The sequence below is a fragment of the Acinetobacter sp. YH16052 genome (genome assembly GCF_013417155.1).
Taxonomy (GTDB): Bacteria; Pseudomonadota; Gammaproteobacteria; order Pseudomonadales; family Moraxellaceae; genus Acinetobacter.
Genome location: NZ_VPEO01000001.1, coordinates 202,831 through 218,747 on the forward strand (window position 1 = coordinate 202,831; position 15,917 = coordinate 218,747).

Annotated in this window: 15 protein-coding genes; 9 read left to right on the forward strand and 6 right to left on the reverse strand. The window is 43.3% G+C overall.

Annotated elements, in window-relative coordinates; all coding sequences use genetic code 11:
- Positions 1-11: 11 nt before the first annotated feature.
- The gene (locus FTV42_RS00960) at positions 12-1,472 is read right to left on the reverse strand and encodes a TolC family protein (protein WP_005103878.1); all 1,461 of its coding nucleotides are present in this window, start codon (positions 1,470-1,472) and stop codon (positions 12-14) included.
- Positions 1,473-1,832: 360 nt separating this feature from the next.
- On the opposite strand from FTV42_RS00960, the gene serC reads away from it, so the two are divergent.
- Entirely contained in the window at positions 1,833-2,912 is a 1,080-nt protein-coding gene (serC, locus tag FTV42_RS00965) for a 3-phosphoserine/phosphohydroxythreonine transaminase (RefSeq protein WP_180037137.1), read from the forward strand.
- A 39-nt stretch (positions 2,913-2,951) separates the two neighbouring features.
- A complete protein-coding gene (locus FTV42_RS17490; protein WP_005103875.1) occupies positions 2,952-3,083 on the forward strand; it encodes a hypothetical protein in 132 nt (43 codons plus the stop codon).
- A 410-nt stretch (positions 3,084-3,493) separates the two neighbouring features.
- On the opposite strand, the gene FTV42_RS00970 is transcribed toward FTV42_RS17490, so the two are convergent.
- Positions 3,494-4,426, reverse strand: a complete 933-nt coding sequence (locus FTV42_RS00970; RefSeq protein WP_005103874.1) for a hypothetical protein — start codon at positions 4,424-4,426, stop codon at positions 3,494-3,496.
- 249 nt (positions 4,427-4,675) lie between these two features.
- Between FTV42_RS00970 and FTV42_RS00975 the strand changes: the two genes are divergently transcribed.
- Together FTV42_RS00975 and FTV42_RS00980 are read left to right on the forward strand one after the other, a co-directional pair.
- Positions 4,676-5,161 (forward strand): YaiI/YqxD family protein, encoded by a 486-nt coding sequence (locus tag FTV42_RS00975; protein ID WP_005103873.1) that lies wholly within the window; start codon positions 4,676-4,678, stop codon positions 5,159-5,161.
- Between the two features lie 21 nt (positions 5,162-5,182).
- Entirely contained in the window at positions 5,183-6,097 is a 915-nt protein-coding gene (locus tag FTV42_RS00980; protein WP_180037138.1) for a DMT family transporter, read from the forward strand.
- Between the two features lie 9 nt (positions 6,098-6,106).
- On the opposite strand, the gene FTV42_RS00985 is transcribed toward FTV42_RS00980, so the two are convergent.
- Complete coding sequence (locus tag FTV42_RS00985; protein WP_180037139.1) at positions 6,107-6,670, reverse strand: PilZ domain-containing protein; 564 nt, start codon at positions 6,668-6,670, stop codon at positions 6,107-6,109.
- A 26-nt stretch (positions 6,671-6,696) separates the two neighbouring features.
- On the opposite strand from FTV42_RS00985, the gene FTV42_RS00990 reads away from it, so the two are divergent.
- The 3 genes from FTV42_RS00990 to FTV42_RS01000 all read left to right on the forward strand — a co-directional run bounded on the left by FTV42_RS00990 (position 6,697) and on the right by FTV42_RS01000 (position 11,157).
- The gene (locus FTV42_RS00990; RefSeq protein ID WP_004645695.1) at positions 6,697-7,932 is read left to right on the forward strand and encodes a lipoprotein-releasing ABC transporter permease subunit; all 1,236 of its coding nucleotides are present in this window, start codon (positions 6,697-6,699) and stop codon (positions 7,930-7,932) included.
- Complete coding sequence (lolD, locus tag FTV42_RS00995; RefSeq protein WP_004645694.1) at positions 7,925-8,608, forward strand: lipoprotein-releasing ABC transporter ATP-binding protein LolD; 684 nt, start codon at positions 7,925-7,927, stop codon at positions 8,606-8,608. Before FTV42_RS00990 ends, lolD begins: the two co-directional genes overlap by 8 nt.
- 86 nt (positions 8,609-8,694) lie before the next feature.
- Positions 8,695-11,157 carry a DNA internalization-related competence protein ComEC/Rec2 gene (locus FTV42_RS01000; protein WP_180037140.1) on the forward strand — a complete coding sequence of 821 codons (2,463 nt, stop codon included), beginning with the start codon at positions 8,695-8,697 and terminating at the stop codon, positions 11,155-11,157.
- Here FTV42_RS01000 and FTV42_RS01005 read toward each other — a convergent pair.
- Entirely contained in the window at positions 11,146-12,120 is a 975-nt protein-coding gene (locus tag FTV42_RS01005) for a lysophospholipid acyltransferase family protein (protein WP_180037141.1), read from the reverse strand. The two genes, FTV42_RS01000 and FTV42_RS01005, sit on opposite strands and share 12 nt — an antisense overlap.
- 125 nt (positions 12,121-12,245) lie before the next feature.
- Between FTV42_RS01005 and sppA the strand changes: the two genes are divergently transcribed.
- Together sppA and FTV42_RS01015 are read left to right on the forward strand one after the other, a co-directional pair.
- Positions 12,246-13,268 (forward strand): signal peptide peptidase SppA, encoded by a 1,023-nt coding sequence (gene sppA / locus FTV42_RS01010; protein ID WP_180037142.1) that lies wholly within the window; start codon positions 12,246-12,248, stop codon positions 13,266-13,268.
- The gene (locus FTV42_RS01015; protein WP_180037143.1) at positions 13,265-14,068 is read left to right on the forward strand and encodes an alpha/beta fold hydrolase; all 804 of its coding nucleotides are present in this window, start codon (positions 13,265-13,267) and stop codon (positions 14,066-14,068) included. Before sppA ends, FTV42_RS01015 begins: the two co-directional genes overlap by 4 nt.
- Before the next feature lie 65 nt (positions 14,069-14,133).
- On the opposite strand, the gene purN is transcribed toward FTV42_RS01015, so the two are convergent.
- Positions 14,134-14,763, reverse strand: coding sequence for a phosphoribosylglycinamide formyltransferase (purN, locus tag FTV42_RS01020; RefSeq protein WP_180037144.1), 630 nt, complete (start codon positions 14,761-14,763; stop codon positions 14,134-14,136).
- A 6-nt stretch (positions 14,764-14,769) separates the two neighbouring features.
- Positions 14,770-15,840 (reverse strand): phosphoribosylformylglycinamidine cyclo-ligase, encoded by a 1,071-nt coding sequence (gene purM / locus FTV42_RS01025; protein ID WP_004645687.1) that lies wholly within the window; start codon positions 15,838-15,840, stop codon positions 14,770-14,772.
- Positions 15,841-15,917: the final 77 nt, after the last annotated feature.

A 15,917-nucleotide genomic window follows, 5' to 3' on the forward strand; every position in this document is an offset into this window, starting at 1 on the left:
GTTCGGCTCCATTAGCGGATATAGTGGGTATTGGTATGTTGAATGTAGTTCGGAAATTCTGCAATCGAGCCATGGCTTTGTAATAGTGTGGCCAGTGACATCACATATTTGTAGGCATTCAAGGCAGTTTCAGCTCGTAGTCCGCTCAGCATATTTTGTGCATCGATGACCTGTGTGGCGGTGCCCATATCTTCTTTAAAAGACAATTCTTGGATGCGTAAATTTTCCTGTGCGGCTTTCAAGTTTTGTGCCAGAAGCGCATCACTTTGCTGTGCGCTGAGTGCTTCGCTATAAGATTTATAAATCAGATTTTCAATTTCCTGCTGGGTGCGTGCAGTGAGTAATTCTGTGGCAGAGCGTTTGAGTTCGGCAGCCTGAATATTTTTGTTTTTATCGATCCCGGAAAACAGGTTATAGCGTGCGGCAACTCCGACAATCCAGTTTTCATTTTGATCCAGACTATATTCGCCAAAAGCAAAAACATTCGGTTTTTTAGCTGCTTGCTGGGCTTTGACATTGGCTTGAGCTAATTGAGTATCCAGCTGCATTTTTTGAATCAGCGCAGAGTTCTGACTAAAGGTTTTCAGCAGATGATTTAAGGCCTGTGGCTCGGTTTTATTGACAAATAAAGGCGTCGAAAGTTCGGTGATGCTACTTTCCTGAAGCAGATTATTGAGCTGGAACAGGGCAGCATTCAAATTGGCCTGCGTATTTTGCTGGCTGCGCTCGGCATTATTGCGTGCTACTTCAAACTGCATGCGTTGGCCTTTACTGATAAAACCTTGCTGTTCCATTTTTAAGGCATTGCGATAATGCTGCTGCATGGCATTCAAATTAAACAGCGCAGCTGCATGCAATTGCTTTTGGAGCTGCACATTGAAATAACTTTGAATCAGTTCAAAACGCTGCGTATCTTGCTGCTGTTTGTTGCTGAGCTGACTACGACCGACCTGAATATTGGCGATTTCTTTAGCGCTGCTTGTCAGTCCACCGGTATAAAGCGGCATCATGACTGAAACCGTCGGGCGAATCACCTGATCATCCAGCACGACATGCGAACTATCAGGAATTAAGCCCACCCCATTTTGAATAGGTTGTCTTAAACTATTTTTTAGCGGGTCAGCCAGACCCCCTAAGTTCAGTTCATCAATTCTATTATTTACACCATCCGTTAAGGATTGCTCTAAATTATTTTTTAATGCACCCAAAGGCAGATCGAGTTCATTATGAAAGGCATACGCACGAACATTCAGGTCGACTCGTGGCAGACCTATACCTTTCACTGCTTCAGCTTCAAGTTTTGAGGCCTGTTCCAGACTTTGATAGGCTTGGCTGCTATAAGAATTTTGCAACAACTGACGTTCAGCATCCTGAAAGCTGATGCTTTGTGCATGAGCAAAGCTGCCATACATCATCGATGCAAGCAGATTTAAACCCCAGACAAGCTGTCTTTTATTTTTCTTTAAGTTCATAAAGTCGCTAAACTGATTTAAAGTCGGTAATGTTATTCAGCTAGTATAAATCAAAGGTATGCCAATAGAGCTACTATAAAGTTATAGTATTGTTTCTTTTACATCTGTATTTCAAATACTTATCGGCTGTTTTTAATAGAATATCCAGAATCAAAAAATGGCTTAATCTTGAATATTTTCAATTGTTAGTTCAAAGATGATAAAAACAGCAGGCTAAAATACTGGTCAATTTATCTTGTGAATCTACATTGATTTTTTGACTCTATCTTGACTCATAGATTGAAATAATTTTGTGCAAGACCCTGCCAGATATGGTTAAATGCCATCATTTTATTGTGTTTCACTCTGAAAGGAAAAATCATGCGCGCGTACAACTTCTGTGCTGGTCCTGCTGCATTACCGACTGCCGTACTTGAAAAAGCTCAAGCTGAAATGCTTGACTGGCATGGCAAAGGTCTTTCGATCATGGAAATGAGCCACCGTAGTTCCGACTATGTTGCCATGGCTGAAAAAGCGGAAGCAGACCTGCGCAAACTCATGAATATTCCTGAGAACTACAAAGTATTGTTCTTGCAGGGTGGGGCATCACTACAGTTCTCGGCAATTCCATTGAACTTGCTTGGCAAAAACAACAAAGCAGACTATATCGATACCGGCATCTGGTCTGAAAAAGCCTTGAAAGAAGCGCAGCGTTATGGCGATATCAATGTTGTAAAAGCGGGTATCCAAATTGATGGCAAATATGCGATCAGTACACAAAGCGAATGGAATCTTTCTGATGATGCAGCTTATGTGCATTATGCGGATAATGAAACTATTGGCGGTCTGCAATTTGCCTCAATTCCTGAAACAGACAAGCCATTAGTTTGTGACTATTCATCTAGCATTTTATCTGCACCCTTAGATGTCTCTAAATTTGGTTTGATCTATGCGGGTGCGCAAAAGAATATCGGGCCTGCTGGTTTAACGCTGGTGATCATTCGTGAAGATTTACTTGATCAAGCTAAACCTGAAATTCCAAGCATCTTGAAATATTCAGATCAAGCGAAAAATGGCTCAATGGTTAACACACCATCAACTTATGCATGGTACTTGTCTGGTCTGGTGTTTGAGTGGTTGCTAGAAAATGGCGGTGTAGATGCCATGCACAAAGTGAACCTTGAGAAAGCTAACTTGCTTTATGGTTATATCGATCAAAGCGATTTTTATGCGAATCCGATTGCAAAAGCAAACCGTTCGATCATGAACGTACCATTTACTTTGGCTAATGCATATCTTGAGAAACAGTTCCTGAAAGAAGCTGAAGCGCAGCATTTATTGAATCTTGCTGGTCACCGTTCGGTTGGCGGTATGCGCGCAAGTATTTATAATGCCGTGCCTTTAGAGGGCGTGCAGGCATTGGTGAACTTTATGGATGACTTTGCCAAACGCAATGGTTAATTCCTGAAACGAAAAAACCCAGCACAGGCTGGGTTTTTTATGAATACAATAATTTTAGAAAATAAAAGTATGCAGGATGAATCCGCAGATCAGCATCCCCAACATGAAAAAAAGGCAGGACATCATATCAATATTATAGCGGGAGCTAAGATGATGCTCGACCTGTTGTAATGTTTCTTCTTGCACGATTTTCATAGATATTTATTGTCCGATCTATTTATCGTTAATACTAATTTGTTGTGAGTATTTTTATCATAAAAAATTGATTAAATAAAGTACATTTTTAATTAAAGAGCATAAATTTCATTTTTATTTAAATATTAGATTTGTATGACAACAGATTATTTATATGAGAAATCAATCGCTTATTTTTACAAGGTTTTTAGGGTTATTTTAAATATTTAAAATGAATTTATTTGAATTTAAAAATGTGGATAACTCGGTTTTTAATGAATTTAAATAGATTATTAAGCCAGAAAATATGTATAAAAAATAATCAAAAATTAAAATGACAAATAAGGATATAGATGGATTAAAAGAAGATACCCATCAAAATGAATATCTTCTTTTTCTGTTTGAACTTAGGCCGCTTTTCTATAAATATTGGCCTGAATCCACAAGTTGCCACGAATATACTGGCCAATCTGGAAGTCTCTGTACTGGTCATTCCGCGTTGCAATCCGGATCAAGGTCGCAGGCTGGCCTTCATCATGAATGAGGGTGACATCATAAAGGGTATAGTCCTGACCCATAAACTGCATAGTCGTTTTACCGACAATATTGCCCTGGAACCAGGCTTCATCTTCCTGACCCATGGTTTCGCCGTATAGATAAGCCACCATTTTAGAAAAATCTACGGTTACAGGTTCTTTATCTTCTTCGCACTGCGGCTGCCAGGCATCAATCTGTTCCTGCAAATTATCCGGTGCTACACCATTATTGGCAGCCAGAATATCATTCAAGGCACGGTGGTGCTTGATCGAAGCCGGATCATCAACCACCAGATGTTCATGCTCGGCAACAGCTTCAAGCTCATAGGCCCAGGCATTCAGGTTCACCACATAAGGCTGGTCTTTTTCATAATGCGCATGATTGACGCTATACAGGCTGTCAAAAGCATAAATGATATTATTGGCACCCAAATTCAAACGTAATACCGCCTGAGTATTGGATTTACAGGAAATGATCCGGTCAATCGTGGCTTTTACCTGATACGGACTTTCAAAGCAGGGGAAGGCAGTTTTTACTGCTTGAGGTTTGTTGTTTTCGACGGCAATCACCTGACTCAACTGCACTGCAGCTTTGTTCGGCCCCTGAATCAGCCAGGTATCTCCATCCATATCACATTCTTGTGTACAAAGACCCATCGGCATCACAGGTGCATCGAGTGCTTTGCCTAACCACTGTGGAACGTCGCTACCGGGGTTTTCCGTGAGCAGGGTCCAGTGTTCGACATGACTACCGAAATTCTGATCATCAATGGTGATGATCTCTGGGCTATTCTGATTTTTCATATGCACAATTGATCTTGGATGACTTATTTATAGTTAATCGAGGGTCATTGCGATTTTTCAAGTCAATCGAATGAATTTAAAAATTAAAATGCAAATCATGTGAAGTCCATTTTATTCTGGATCGAGTTATTTTTGCCAGGCAGAGCATGTATATTTTGAAGTACACAGGGCAGATCTGCTACAAATGAAGTGATTTAACCATCAACCTGATCCTGCCAATTTGCTAGAATAAGCAGGATTAATACCTTAATGGGAAGCCCTGTGTTGCCATTCAAACTTTGGGTCGATGCCGATGCATTACCCCGTATTCTGAGAGATGTGATTATCCGTGCCTCGGATCGCTATCAGCTGGAAGTGACTTTTGTGGCCAATCAGCCGGTTGGTATCACACCTTCGGTCAGAATTAATTCAATTCAGGTAATGAGTGGGGCGGATGCTGCAGATAAAGAGATTATTCTGCGCATGAAAGAGCATGATATTGTCATGACCCAAGATATTCCCCTGGCGGCAGAAGTGATTGAAAAGGGCGGGATTGCGATTCATCCACGCGGTGAGGTGTATACCACAGCCAATGTCAAAGCGCGTTTGCATCTGCGTGACTTTATGGACAGCTTGCGCGGTGCCGGTGTGCAAACTGGTGGCCCGCCACCCATTTCAGAGCGGGATAAACGTGAATTCTCTAGCGCACTCGATCAAACCATTCAAAAACAAAAACGCAAGACTTCCGCGCTTTAAGCATTATTCAGAGTAATTCGCATGCCCACACAAACCAATATGATCGCCACCTATATTTTATTGGTGTTTATCTGGGCGACGACACCGCTAGCTATTGTCTGGAGTGTGACGGATTTGCATCCGCTCTGGGCTTTGGCATTGCGTTTCTTTTTGGCTTTGCCTTTTGCATTTGCCTTGTTGTGGCTATTTAAAACCCGTTTTCCCTTAGATAAATTATCCATGCACAGTTACCTGGCTGGCGCATGCAGTTTTATCGGCTCACAGATTTTCACTTATCTGGCCACGGATTATCTGAGTTCAGGCATTATTGCCCTGATGTTCGGACTGGTGCCGATTATTACCGGTTTAATTGGCCGTTTTGTATTTCAGCTTAAGCTCTATCCTTCGCAGTGGGGTGGTATGGCGATTGCCTTGCTGGGTCTGGGCATTATCTGTGTCGGTGGCAAAGATCAGCATATTCAGCCGATTGGCATAGGCCTGATGTTGCTCAGTGTTTTTATTTACTGTGTTTCGATGTTCTGGGTGAAAAAAGTTAATGCACCTCTCGAACCTATGGCACAAGCGGCCGGTTCTATTGCTGTTTCAGCGGTCATGGCCTGTGCCATGTTGCCATTTATCTGGCAATTTGCACCAACCCAGATGCCACAGGCTAAATCGCTGATTGGACTCAGTTATGCTGTAATCATGGCTTCCCTGATTGCGATGTTCTGTTATTTTAAACTGGTGCAAAAAATCAAGGCGACTACTTTGTCATTGACCACCGTATTGACGCCGATGCTGGCCTTATTTGTCGGGGTGATTCTGAATGATGAAAAATTATCGGGTGGGGCCGTGTTCGGTGTCATTATCTTACTGGCTGGTTTGTTGTTATATTTTTCCAGAGAAATTAAAGCGAGCTATAACGCTCGCCTTTCATCGTCCAGCAGTACTGACTAAAGCAGGAATTTAGGCAAAGTGAGCCTTGACGCATTCACCCAGTTTGACCCGGTCCTGTGGATGCATGGTAATAAAATAGGCACCGGTCCGGAATTTACCATTTTCTTCTTCACGGCTATAAGCAACCTGAGCGGTTGCGGCAATATGGAAGAAATTTTCCGGGTGGCTTAAAGTCACGTGCAGATAGGTGCCTTCCGTGATCGGGCGGTCACTAAAGAAGCTAAAACCGGTTTCTGAAAAGTTCACCTGCTCCGGTACAGGTAACATGCTTTGTACAATTGCGTCATACAAAGATCCGGTAATAAGGTTTAATTTTTGGTTGAATAAGGATAAGATTCGAGCAATTTGTTGATCTTTTTCAGATAATTGTTCTAATTCGTAGTTAACCGCGTGATCAAATTGATCTAGTTCTGCAAGTAGTAGAAAATAGCGGGGCAAGACAAAGTTAGAGTCATAAGGATCATTTAAGGCAACATCATCGGAAATAATCTGATAATTAATTCGTAAGGCAGCATCGATTCGAGACATAACGCGTCTTTCCGTGAATCCGTTTGGATGCTGTACATTTTCCATAATTTATTACCTCGGACTAGATGGTTATGTTTAAACCAATCTCGCTGTATATAGGGTTGAAATATACTCGCGCACGGCGTAGTAACCACTTCATTTCTTTTATTGCGTTGGTCTCAATGATCGGCCTCACACTCGGTGTGGCAGTCCTCATTACAGTGTTGTCTGTGATGAATGGTTTTGACCGAGAGTTAAAGAATCGTGTCTTAGGAATGATACCTCAAGCGACTGTTTCCTCAACACAAATTTTAACAAATTGGCCAGAACTTGCAAAGCAAATTGAAGGGCATGAGCATGTTCAGGGAGTCGCACCTTTTACTCAATTACAAGGCATGCTGACCGCACAGGGTCAGGTCGCCGGCATTATGGTCAGCGGGATTGAACCCGAGTATGAGAAAAAAGTTTCAATTATACAAAACCATATGGTTGAGGGCAGTATCGACAGCCTGAAAAAAGGTGAATTTGGTATTGTTTTGGGCAAGCAAATGACCGATGCCATGGGTGTGGGTTTAAATGACAATATTACTCTGGTTTTGCCAGAAGCCACCCCATCACCAGCTGGTGTCGTCCCGCGTTTCAAGCGTTTTAAAGTGGTGGGAATCTTCAGTATTGGTGCTGAAGTTGACTCGATGATGGGTTATATCGCTTTAAATGATGCCTCGACCTTGCTGCGTCTACCGGATGGTGCGCAGGGTGTGCGTATGAAGCTGGATGATATTTTCCTGGCACCACAAGTGTCTCAGGAAATTGTGCGTGATTTGCCGGGGAATTTCTATGCTTCGGACTGGACTTATACCCATGGTAATCTGTTCAGCGCGATTCAGATGGAAAAAGCCATGGTCAGCCTGCTTTTATTCCTGATCGTTCTAGTCGCGGCATTTAATATTGTGTCTTCACTGGTGATGGTGGTGACGGATAAAAAATCGGACATTGCCATTTTAAGGACTTTGGGGGCTTCACCTGCCACCATTACCAAAATCTTTATGGTGCAAGGTACCGTGATTGGGGTGATTGGAACTTGTGCAGGGGCCATCCTCGGGATTATTGCGGCAACCAGTATCAGTAGCTTTATTGGCTGGCTCAACAATACTTTAGGCCTGAATATGTTTGATGCCTATTTTATTAACTACTTACCTTCGTATCTGCGCTGGCAGGATGTCTTGGTGATTGTAGGCTTGTCACTGGCACTCAGTTTTGTCGCGACAATTTATCCGGCTTTACGTGCAGCAAAAATTCAACCGGCAGAGGCTTTGCGTTATGAGTAATCTGATTTTAGATGCCCAGAATATTCACAAATCCTTTACCGATGGCAAGGCCACTGTCGATGTGATTCGCGGCTTGTCGCTACAGGTAAAAGCAGGTGAGTTTGTTTCGATTGTAGGTTCAAGTGGTTCAGGCAAAAGTACCTTATTACATGTTTTGGGTGGATTGGATCGCCCGACGTCAGGTCAGGTCATGGTGAATGGCCGCCGTTTTGATACCTTGTCTGAAGCAGAACGCGGTTATGTGCGGAATGAGCATTTGGGCTTTGTTTATCAGTTTCATCACCTGTTGCCAGAATTTACGGCACTGGAAAATGTGGCCATGCCACTGATGTTACGCGATAATATGAAATTCAAGGAAGCTAAACAGCAGGCCGAATATTTACTGGAACGTGTTGGTCTTTCGCATCGTCTGACTCACAAGCCGGGTGAATTATCCGGAGGTGAACGTCAGCGTGTAGCCTTGGCGCGCGCAGTAGTCGGTAAACCTAAACTGATGATGGCCGATGAACCGACCGGAAATCTAGACCGCAAGACTGCAGCAAAGATTTTTGAACTGCTGACCGAATTGCAACGTGAGTTCAATATGGCGATGCTGATTGTGACGCATGATGAACAGCTAGCCCATGCAGCAGATCGGATTTTACATATGCAGGATGGTCTCTGGATTGAACCATAAATAACGAGAATATTCGCATTTGATTGAAGCTCACTCCGGTGGGCTTTATTATTGGGCAAAATAATAACAAGACAGAATAAGATTCAATGTTGCAGTGGCTATGTATTGGCTGGATTTTAGGCCTTGCGTGTATGGGGAAAAGTTTCCTGTCTGTTCAACTGAGCGGAACGGCAGTTTTGATCGTTGCGCTGTTGTGGTATCTGTGTTGCCATAAATTAAAGCTCATCTTGAATACACCACTGCGAAGCTTGTTGATCACTGGATCAAGCCTGCTTTTGGGACTATTTTTAGGTCATGCTTATGCCAATCTGCAATTGGCTGAACGTTTATCCAAACGAGAGCACGAGGTCTCTGAAAAAGAAATCGTGGTCTATATCAAAGAGCTGAATAAACTGGGCGATCAGAATATCCAGCAAGCCCTGCATGTGCTTAACCCTGATGGCACTACAGTCAAATGGATGGGTTTTCTGCCAGTTTCAGATCCTGTCACATCCAGTTTAGTAAATGATGAAACCAAACAGCAGACTCTTGAACTGGAACACTATTATTTATTACAAGGCCAGATTAGACCTAACCATAGTTATGCCACACCGGGTGCTTTTGATGCAGAAAAGTGGGCATTGCAGCAAAATGTTATGACCGGTTTCCGGATCAAAAGCATTCAGGAGTTGCAACCGCAACAACTCTATGCACTAGGTCATGGCAAATATCTACGCCAGCAACAAAAGTTGGATCAGCGATTTTTGCTTTGGGTAGAGCAACAGCGACTGGCTTTAAGAGAGTTTGTGGCCAGACAGCCGGTACAGCAGAAAGGCTTGTTACTGGCTTTATTAAGCGGTGATGAAAGTTTTTTGGATCAAGCAACTGAGCAGAAATTCCAGCGTTTTGGCATGAGTCATTTACTGGCGATTTCCGGACCGCATGTGCTGATCTTTGCTTTTATCGTCTGTGGCACCTTGCAATATCTGATTTCAAGGTACGTACCGCAGATTTATCTGAAATGGCCAAGGCAGTATTTTTTGAGTCTGCCTTTTTTGTTATGTGTATTGCTGTATTGTGCCTTTGTCGGTTTTGAAATTCCGGCGTTACGCACTTTACTGATTTGTGTGATTGTGACTTTTACGCTGCTGCTCAGGCAAAGTATGCAGCCATTAAAACTGCTGATTTTAAGTGCTGCCTTATTGTTGCTCTTTGATCCTTTTAGCATTTTGTCGGCCGCATTCTGGCTGTCTTATGGGGCCTGTTTTGTCTTGCTTCGGATCTATCAAACCATTCAGCAGCAACCGCATCAAACAGTACAAACAGCATTACAACGACTGTATTTTGCAATAAAAGTTTTGATGGAGTCGCAGTGGAAAATCTTTCTGGCCCTGTTTCCCTTAATGATGTTGTTTTTTAAGCAGGTGGCTTGGATTACCCCGCTAAGCAACCTGGTGGCTATCCCGTGGATTGGCCTGCTGATAGTTCCCGTAGATATTCTGGCGGCTTTATTATTTTTCATTTCTGAACCACTTTCGAGTCTGCTGTTTCAGCTCAATGATATTTTTATTCATATACTGCTGGCATTTTTGAATCTGCTTGATCGGCTGTTTGCACCGCAACTGATTCCTGTGGCCATGAATGTCTGGATGATTGCTCTATGTATTTTGGGCTTATTAATTGTCTTTTTGCCGCGTGGCTTAGTGCCCAAAAGCTGGACAGCACTTGCCTGTTTACCACTGTGCATTCCTCAACTTAATCAGCATGCATTTCAGCTGTCTGTTCTGGATGTCGGGCAGGGACAGGCCATCTTCATTCGGGAAGGGCAAAAGAGCATGATGATCGATATGGGCGGTTATTATAATGAAGAAAAATTCAGTATTGGTCGGCAAGTGATTATGCCATTTTTGTCTGTGCAAGGTGTTGGAGAACTGGATCAACTGATTTTGACCCATCTGGATCAGGACCATAGCGGTGCATATCACAGCATTAAAGATCAACTAAACATCCGACAAGTGTCATCCAATCAGATGCCTGAAACAGCTGCTTCTTCAAGTTTTCAGTTTTGTTATGCAGGACAGCAGTGGCAATGGTCTGAGACGATTAACTTTAAAATTCTGGCACCTCGGCAGCAGCAGTTAAATACGCCAAACTTCAATAAAAACGACCGCTCTTGTGTGATATATCTGCAAGTTAAAAATGCCGGACCGTATCAAAACTTTTTACTGATGGGGGATGCGGGTTGGGAAACTGAATATCAGCTGCTCCAAGACTATCCCGAACTTCAGGTCGATGTGCTGGTACTCGGCCATCATGGCAGTCAGCACAGTTCAGCCTATCAATTTTTAGAAGTTTTGCAGCCTAAACTGGCGATTGCCTCGGCTGGGAAATTTAACCGTTATGGCCACCCGAGCCAACTGACGCAGCAACGGTTAAAAGCTCTTAATATTCCATTATTGACCACGGCAGAACAGGGGAGTGTGCACTTCCAGCAACAAGGCTCAAAACTGGTGCTTTCTGCCGAACGACATGGATGGCAGTGGTTGTATCGTCAGCCTTTAAGTGACTGATTCCAATATGGGCGAAACTTCATGTAGTTCTTGTGTTCTCAACGCATTTACTTTGTTCAGGGCTTGTTCATGTTCAAGTTTATAGAGATTTCCTAAGTCTTGATGCGCATTAAAACGTTTATAACTCCAGTGATAATGTTCCGGATGGCGACGAATTAAATTTTCAATACTATTGATAATGACTTGCGTGCCTTGATTGGCATTGCCACTATAAATTTTTTCATCAACCGTTTCGATAAAGATATCGAATCCATCATCAGTATTACGCAAGGCATATAAAAACAGGGCACGCGCTTTGGTCTTTTGAATCAGTTTAGCACTCAAATTACTCGTGGCCAAAGGCACGCCGAAATAGGGAATATATTCACCACCGATATTCGGGGTATGATCCGGCAGGATGACCGTAGTGCCGCCTTGTTTTAAGGCCTTAAAAATCTGACGGACGCCCGATTCATCAGTCGGTACCAGATGCGCCTGTTCCCGGCTACGGGCAGCCCGTACAAATTGATCTGCAGCCTGATTTTTCACCGGTTTGTACATAATGGTCATTGAAGTGAACTGGGCAATATAGGCATTCATAATTTCCCAGGTACCAAAATGCGGCACAATTAAAACCAGTCCTTTATTTTGTGCAAGGGCATCATGAAGTAGATCTTCGCCAATGACGCGATGAACGCGTTTAAGATTTTTCTGATTGCTTGAGCCCCAAATAGTAAAGAACTCGAAATATGACATTAATTCATTGCGAACCGCAGCACGGTTAATCTGTTCACGTTCCTGATTGGACAGTTCTGAAAGACTGATTTCAAGGTTCAGACGAATGACTTCCGAAGTTTTAGTGACTTTAAAACTGTTCACAATAAAGGCCAGAATACGGGCCATCCAGCGAGAAACCGGAAGCGGTTGGCGGCTAATGTATTTGAGTAATCCGTAAGCTGAATTCCGTGAGCCCTGTTTCGTCATTGATTTCGTCTAAGTACAAAAAAAGAGAACAAAATTTATTATAGGCGAAAACGTTTTGTTTAGACAGAATTACCCGATTCAGTGTATATAATGGATTCAATATAAATCAATTTATTGGATTATTTATGTCCGATTGGCCACCAAAACCTGAAAATCAAATACAAAATACGCAACAGCCAGTTCAACCGACTGGCCCGGAATGGAAACTGCTGGAAAAAGCAGTTTTAGCTTCGGTCGAGGAGCAGCGCCGTGCGCGCCGTTGGGGAATTTTCTTTAAATTCCTGACTTTTGCTTATCTGCTTGTGGTTATTCTGGCATTGGGCAAGAGCTGTAGTTCAGTCTCGTCAGATGCCAGCGCTGGTGCGGGTTCTCATATTGCAGTCGTGGATATTGTGGGTACGATTGCAGCCGACAAGCAGAGTGTCAACAGTAGCAATACCATCAAATCATTGAAAAAAGCCTTTGAAAATAAACAAAGTAAAGCAGTGGTGCTGAATATTAACTCACCTGGCGGTTCACCGGTACAGTCGGATGAAATCTGGCAGGAAATTCAGTATCTTAAAAAACAGCATCCTGGTAAAAAGCTTTATGCTGTGATCGGTGATACCGGTGCTTCAGGTGCTTATTATATTGCTTCAGCTGCGGACGAAATTATTGTTAATCCATCGAGTCTGGTCGGTTCAATTGGGGTGATCATGCCGAATTATGGCGTGACTAATCTGTTGCAAAAATTAGGTGTCGAAGATCGCACCATGACCTCAGGCGAAAATAAAGCTTTGCTGTCGATGACTCAGCCAGTTGATCCTGCGCAAAAAGCTCATGTACAGGGTGTGCTAGATAATGTGCATGGTCACTTTATTAATGCAGTGAAACAGGGACGTGGGGCTAAGTTGAAATCCAATGATCCTGCCATTTTCTCTGGCTTGTTCTGGACCGGTGATCAGGCAGTGAAATTAGGGATTGCGGATCGTATCGGTGGTTTAAATACTTTAAAACGTGAATTGAAAACTGAAAAAGCGTTGAATTACACTATTGAATATAGTCCATTTGAATCCGTGTTGGGTCGTATGGGTTCATCGATTGGGGATGGAATTGCTTCTTCGGTTGCACAGAAGCTTCAGTCAGAAAATAGCACGACACTGCAATGAAACCATTGATTCATTTCGCGCACGCCAATGGCGTGCCATCCAAAGTCTATCAAAAGCTGTTTGATGGATTACAAGATGATTACGATGTTATCTATGTGCCGCTTTTAGGGCCAGACAAGCGTTATCCGGTTGATAACCATTGGAAAAGCCTGACCCAGCAAGTGATTGACAGTATTGTACGTCAGTCACATGGGCGACCTGTCATTGGTCTGGGGCATTCTTTGGGATCTGTGTTAACTCTGCAGGCGGCTTTGCAGCGTCCGGAACTGTTTTCACAAATGATCATGCTGGACCCGCCGATGATTATGGGCAAAGAAGCCTTTGCCTTGCATATTGCGAAAACTTTTCGCTTAAAAGCATTGGATAAAATGTCTCCGGCCGGTCTGTCCAAACGCCGTCGTGACCATTGGGATTCACGTGAACAAGCCGCTGAATTGCTGCGCCCTAAAGGTTTTTATCAGGATTTTGATGCAGATTGCTTCCAAGCTTATATTGACCATGCCTTGCAGGATGATCCCATCCGGGGTGGGGTAGAACTCACTATTCCTAAAATGGATGAGGTCGCAGTCTTTAGAACCAATCCGTCACTATGGTGGTTGCCTCAGGCAAAACCCAAAATTCCTGTGCATTTAGTTGTGGCTAAGAAAGGTCCATTTCTGGCCCGCAAGTTCCCGCAGCAAGTGCAAAAGAAATTTGGTATTCCTTTTACCGTGGTGGATGGTGGACATATGTTCCCATTGGAACAACCTGATCAAGTAGCTGGCTTGGTCAAACAGCTGATTCAGCAACAGTCTGCTTGAATTATTGAATATATTGGAAATAAAAAAACGCATCCGAGGATGCGTTTTTTTATATCTAAATTTTTTTAGAACTTGCAGAATTGAACAGGCGCTTGCATTTTCTCATTTCGATATAACACACCATCTTTAGTATGTTGAATCGTTCCGCTACAAATCCATTCTACGACTTGTGGATAGATCACATGCTCGAGGCTATGCACACGTGTTGCCAAACTTTCTACCGTATCATGATGAGAAACCTTGAGAACACCTTGGGCAAGCGCTTGGCCTGCATCCAGTTCAGCCGTAACATAATGCACCGTACAACCGTGCAGAACATCACCGGTATTGAGTACACGCTGATGCGTATGCATGCCTTTATAATTAGGCAGCAGGGAAGGATGAATATTCAACATTTTTCCTTCCCAGGCTTTCACAAATTTTTCACTTAAAATTCGCATAAAGCCGGCAAGCACGACCAGATCCACATCCCAGTCCAAAAGCTGTTGATGCATCACATCATCAAAAGCTTCACGATTCGGATATTGCTTGTGTTCAATAACTGCAGTCTGAATGCCTGCCTGTTGTGCACGCGATAAAGCAAAGGCTTCAGGTTTATTGGAAATTACGCCCACAATTTGCCCTGAAAGATTGGCATCCATCAAGGCTTGCAGATTTGATCCACTACCCGAAACAAGTACAGCAATTTTAGTCATGCGAAATTACGCAAAGATCACACGAATTTTTTCGTCTGCACCTGCAACTGATTCAGCATTGTCTTGAATCTGACCCATCGCCCATGCTTTTTCGCCAAGCTGGTTGAGTAATTCAACAGTTTTGTCTGCATCAGCGGCATCAACAACAAGTACCATGCCGACGCCACAGTTGAAAGTACGATACATTTCAAATTGTTCTACGCCGCCTTCACGTTGTAGAAGCTTGAATAGCTCAGGCCACTCCCAAGAAGATTCATTCACAAGCGCTTGAGCACCGTTTGGAAGTACGCGCGGCAAGTTACCTGGTAAACCACCACCCGTGATGTGTGCCATCGCATGCACATCAACGTGTTTTAACAGTTCAAGAATTGGTTTGACATAAATACGTGTTGGTTCCATTGCAGCATCTGCAAGTGGGCGACCATCCACGATCTGATTCAGGTCAACGTTTTTCACGTCCAGGATTTTACGAAGCAGTGAGTAGCCGTTTGAGTGCGCACCTGAAGAAGCTACACCAATTAAAACGTCACCCGCTTTGACTTTAGAGCCATCAATAATTTTGCTTTGCTCAACAACACCGACACAGAAACCTGCAAGATCGTAATCTTCGCCTTCATACATGCCTGGCATTTCAGCAGTTTCACCGCCAACTAATGCACAGCCAGCAAGTTCACAACCAGCGCCAATACCAGTGACTACATTTGCAGCAACATCAACATTTAAGTGACCAGTTGCATAATAATCAAGGAAGAACAGTGGCTCAGCACCACAGACAAGAAGGTCATTCACGCACATTGCAACCAGGTCTTGACCAATTGTGTCATGACGGTTCAAATTCAGTGCCAGACGTAATTTTGTACCAACACCATCTGTGCCAGATACGAGAACAGGTTCTTCATAACCTTTAGGAATTTTACAAAGTGCACCAAAGCCACCTAGACCGCCCATAACTTCGGGACGTGAGGTACGCTTAGCGACAGATTTGATACGATCGACTAACGCGTCGCCCGCCTCAATGTCGACACCTGCATCTTTGTAGCTTAAACCAGTGTTTGGGGTAGAAGTTGAGTTGCTCATAATGAAGTCTCCGCATTCGCGGGTGCGATTATAACCTGAATATGTAAAACTCTTATGGTATTTGTGGCCTAAAATGC

What these genes read in the sequence shown, in the direction of transcription:
- FTV42_RS00960 (WP_005103878.1), bottom strand. Translation starts at nt 1,472, where the DNA reads ATGAACTTAAAGAAAAATAAAAGACAGCTTGTCTGGGGTTTAAATCTG.
- serC (WP_180037137.1), top strand. Translation starts at nt 1,833, where the DNA reads ATGCGCGCGTACAACTTCTGTGCTGGTCCTGCTGCATTACCGACTGCC.
- FTV42_RS17490 (WP_005103875.1), top strand. Translation starts at nt 2,952, where the DNA reads ATGAATACAATAATTTTAGAAAATAAAAGTATGCAGGATGAATCCGCA.
- FTV42_RS00970 (WP_005103874.1), bottom strand. Translation starts at nt 4,426, where the DNA reads ATGAAAAATCAGAATAGCCCAGAGATCATCACCATTGATGATCAGAAT.
- FTV42_RS00975 (WP_005103873.1), top strand. Translation starts at nt 4,676, where the DNA reads ATGGGAAGCCCTGTGTTGCCATTCAAACTTTGGGTCGATGCCGATGCA.
- FTV42_RS00980 (WP_180037138.1), top strand. Translation starts at nt 5,183, where the DNA reads ATGCCCACACAAACCAATATGATCGCCACCTATATTTTATTGGTGTTT.
- FTV42_RS00985 (WP_180037139.1), bottom strand. Translation starts at nt 6,670, where the DNA reads ATGGAAAATGTACAGCATCCAAACGGATTCACGGAAAGACGCGTTATG.
- FTV42_RS00990 (WP_004645695.1), top strand. Translation starts at nt 6,697, where the DNA reads ATGTTTAAACCAATCTCGCTGTATATAGGGTTGAAATATACTCGCGCA.
- lolD (WP_004645694.1), top strand. Translation starts at nt 7,925, where the DNA reads ATGAGTAATCTGATTTTAGATGCCCAGAATATTCACAAATCCTTTACC.
- FTV42_RS01000 (WP_180037140.1), top strand. Translation starts at nt 8,695, where the DNA reads ATGTTGCAGTGGCTATGTATTGGCTGGATTTTAGGCCTTGCGTGTATG.
- FTV42_RS01005 (WP_180037141.1), bottom strand. Translation starts at nt 12,120, where the DNA reads ATGACGAAACAGGGCTCACGGAATTCAGCTTACGGATTACTCAAATAC.
- sppA (WP_180037142.1), top strand. Translation starts at nt 12,246, where the DNA reads ATGTCCGATTGGCCACCAAAACCTGAAAATCAAATACAAAATACGCAA.
- FTV42_RS01015 (WP_180037143.1), top strand. Translation starts at nt 13,265, where the DNA reads ATGAAACCATTGATTCATTTCGCGCACGCCAATGGCGTGCCATCCAAA.
- purN (WP_180037144.1), bottom strand. Translation starts at nt 14,763, where the DNA reads ATGACTAAAATTGCTGTACTTGTTTCGGGTAGTGGATCAAATCTGCAA.
- purM (WP_004645687.1), bottom strand. Translation starts at nt 15,840, where the DNA reads ATGAGCAACTCAACTTCTACCCCAAACACTGGTTTAAGCTACAAAGAT.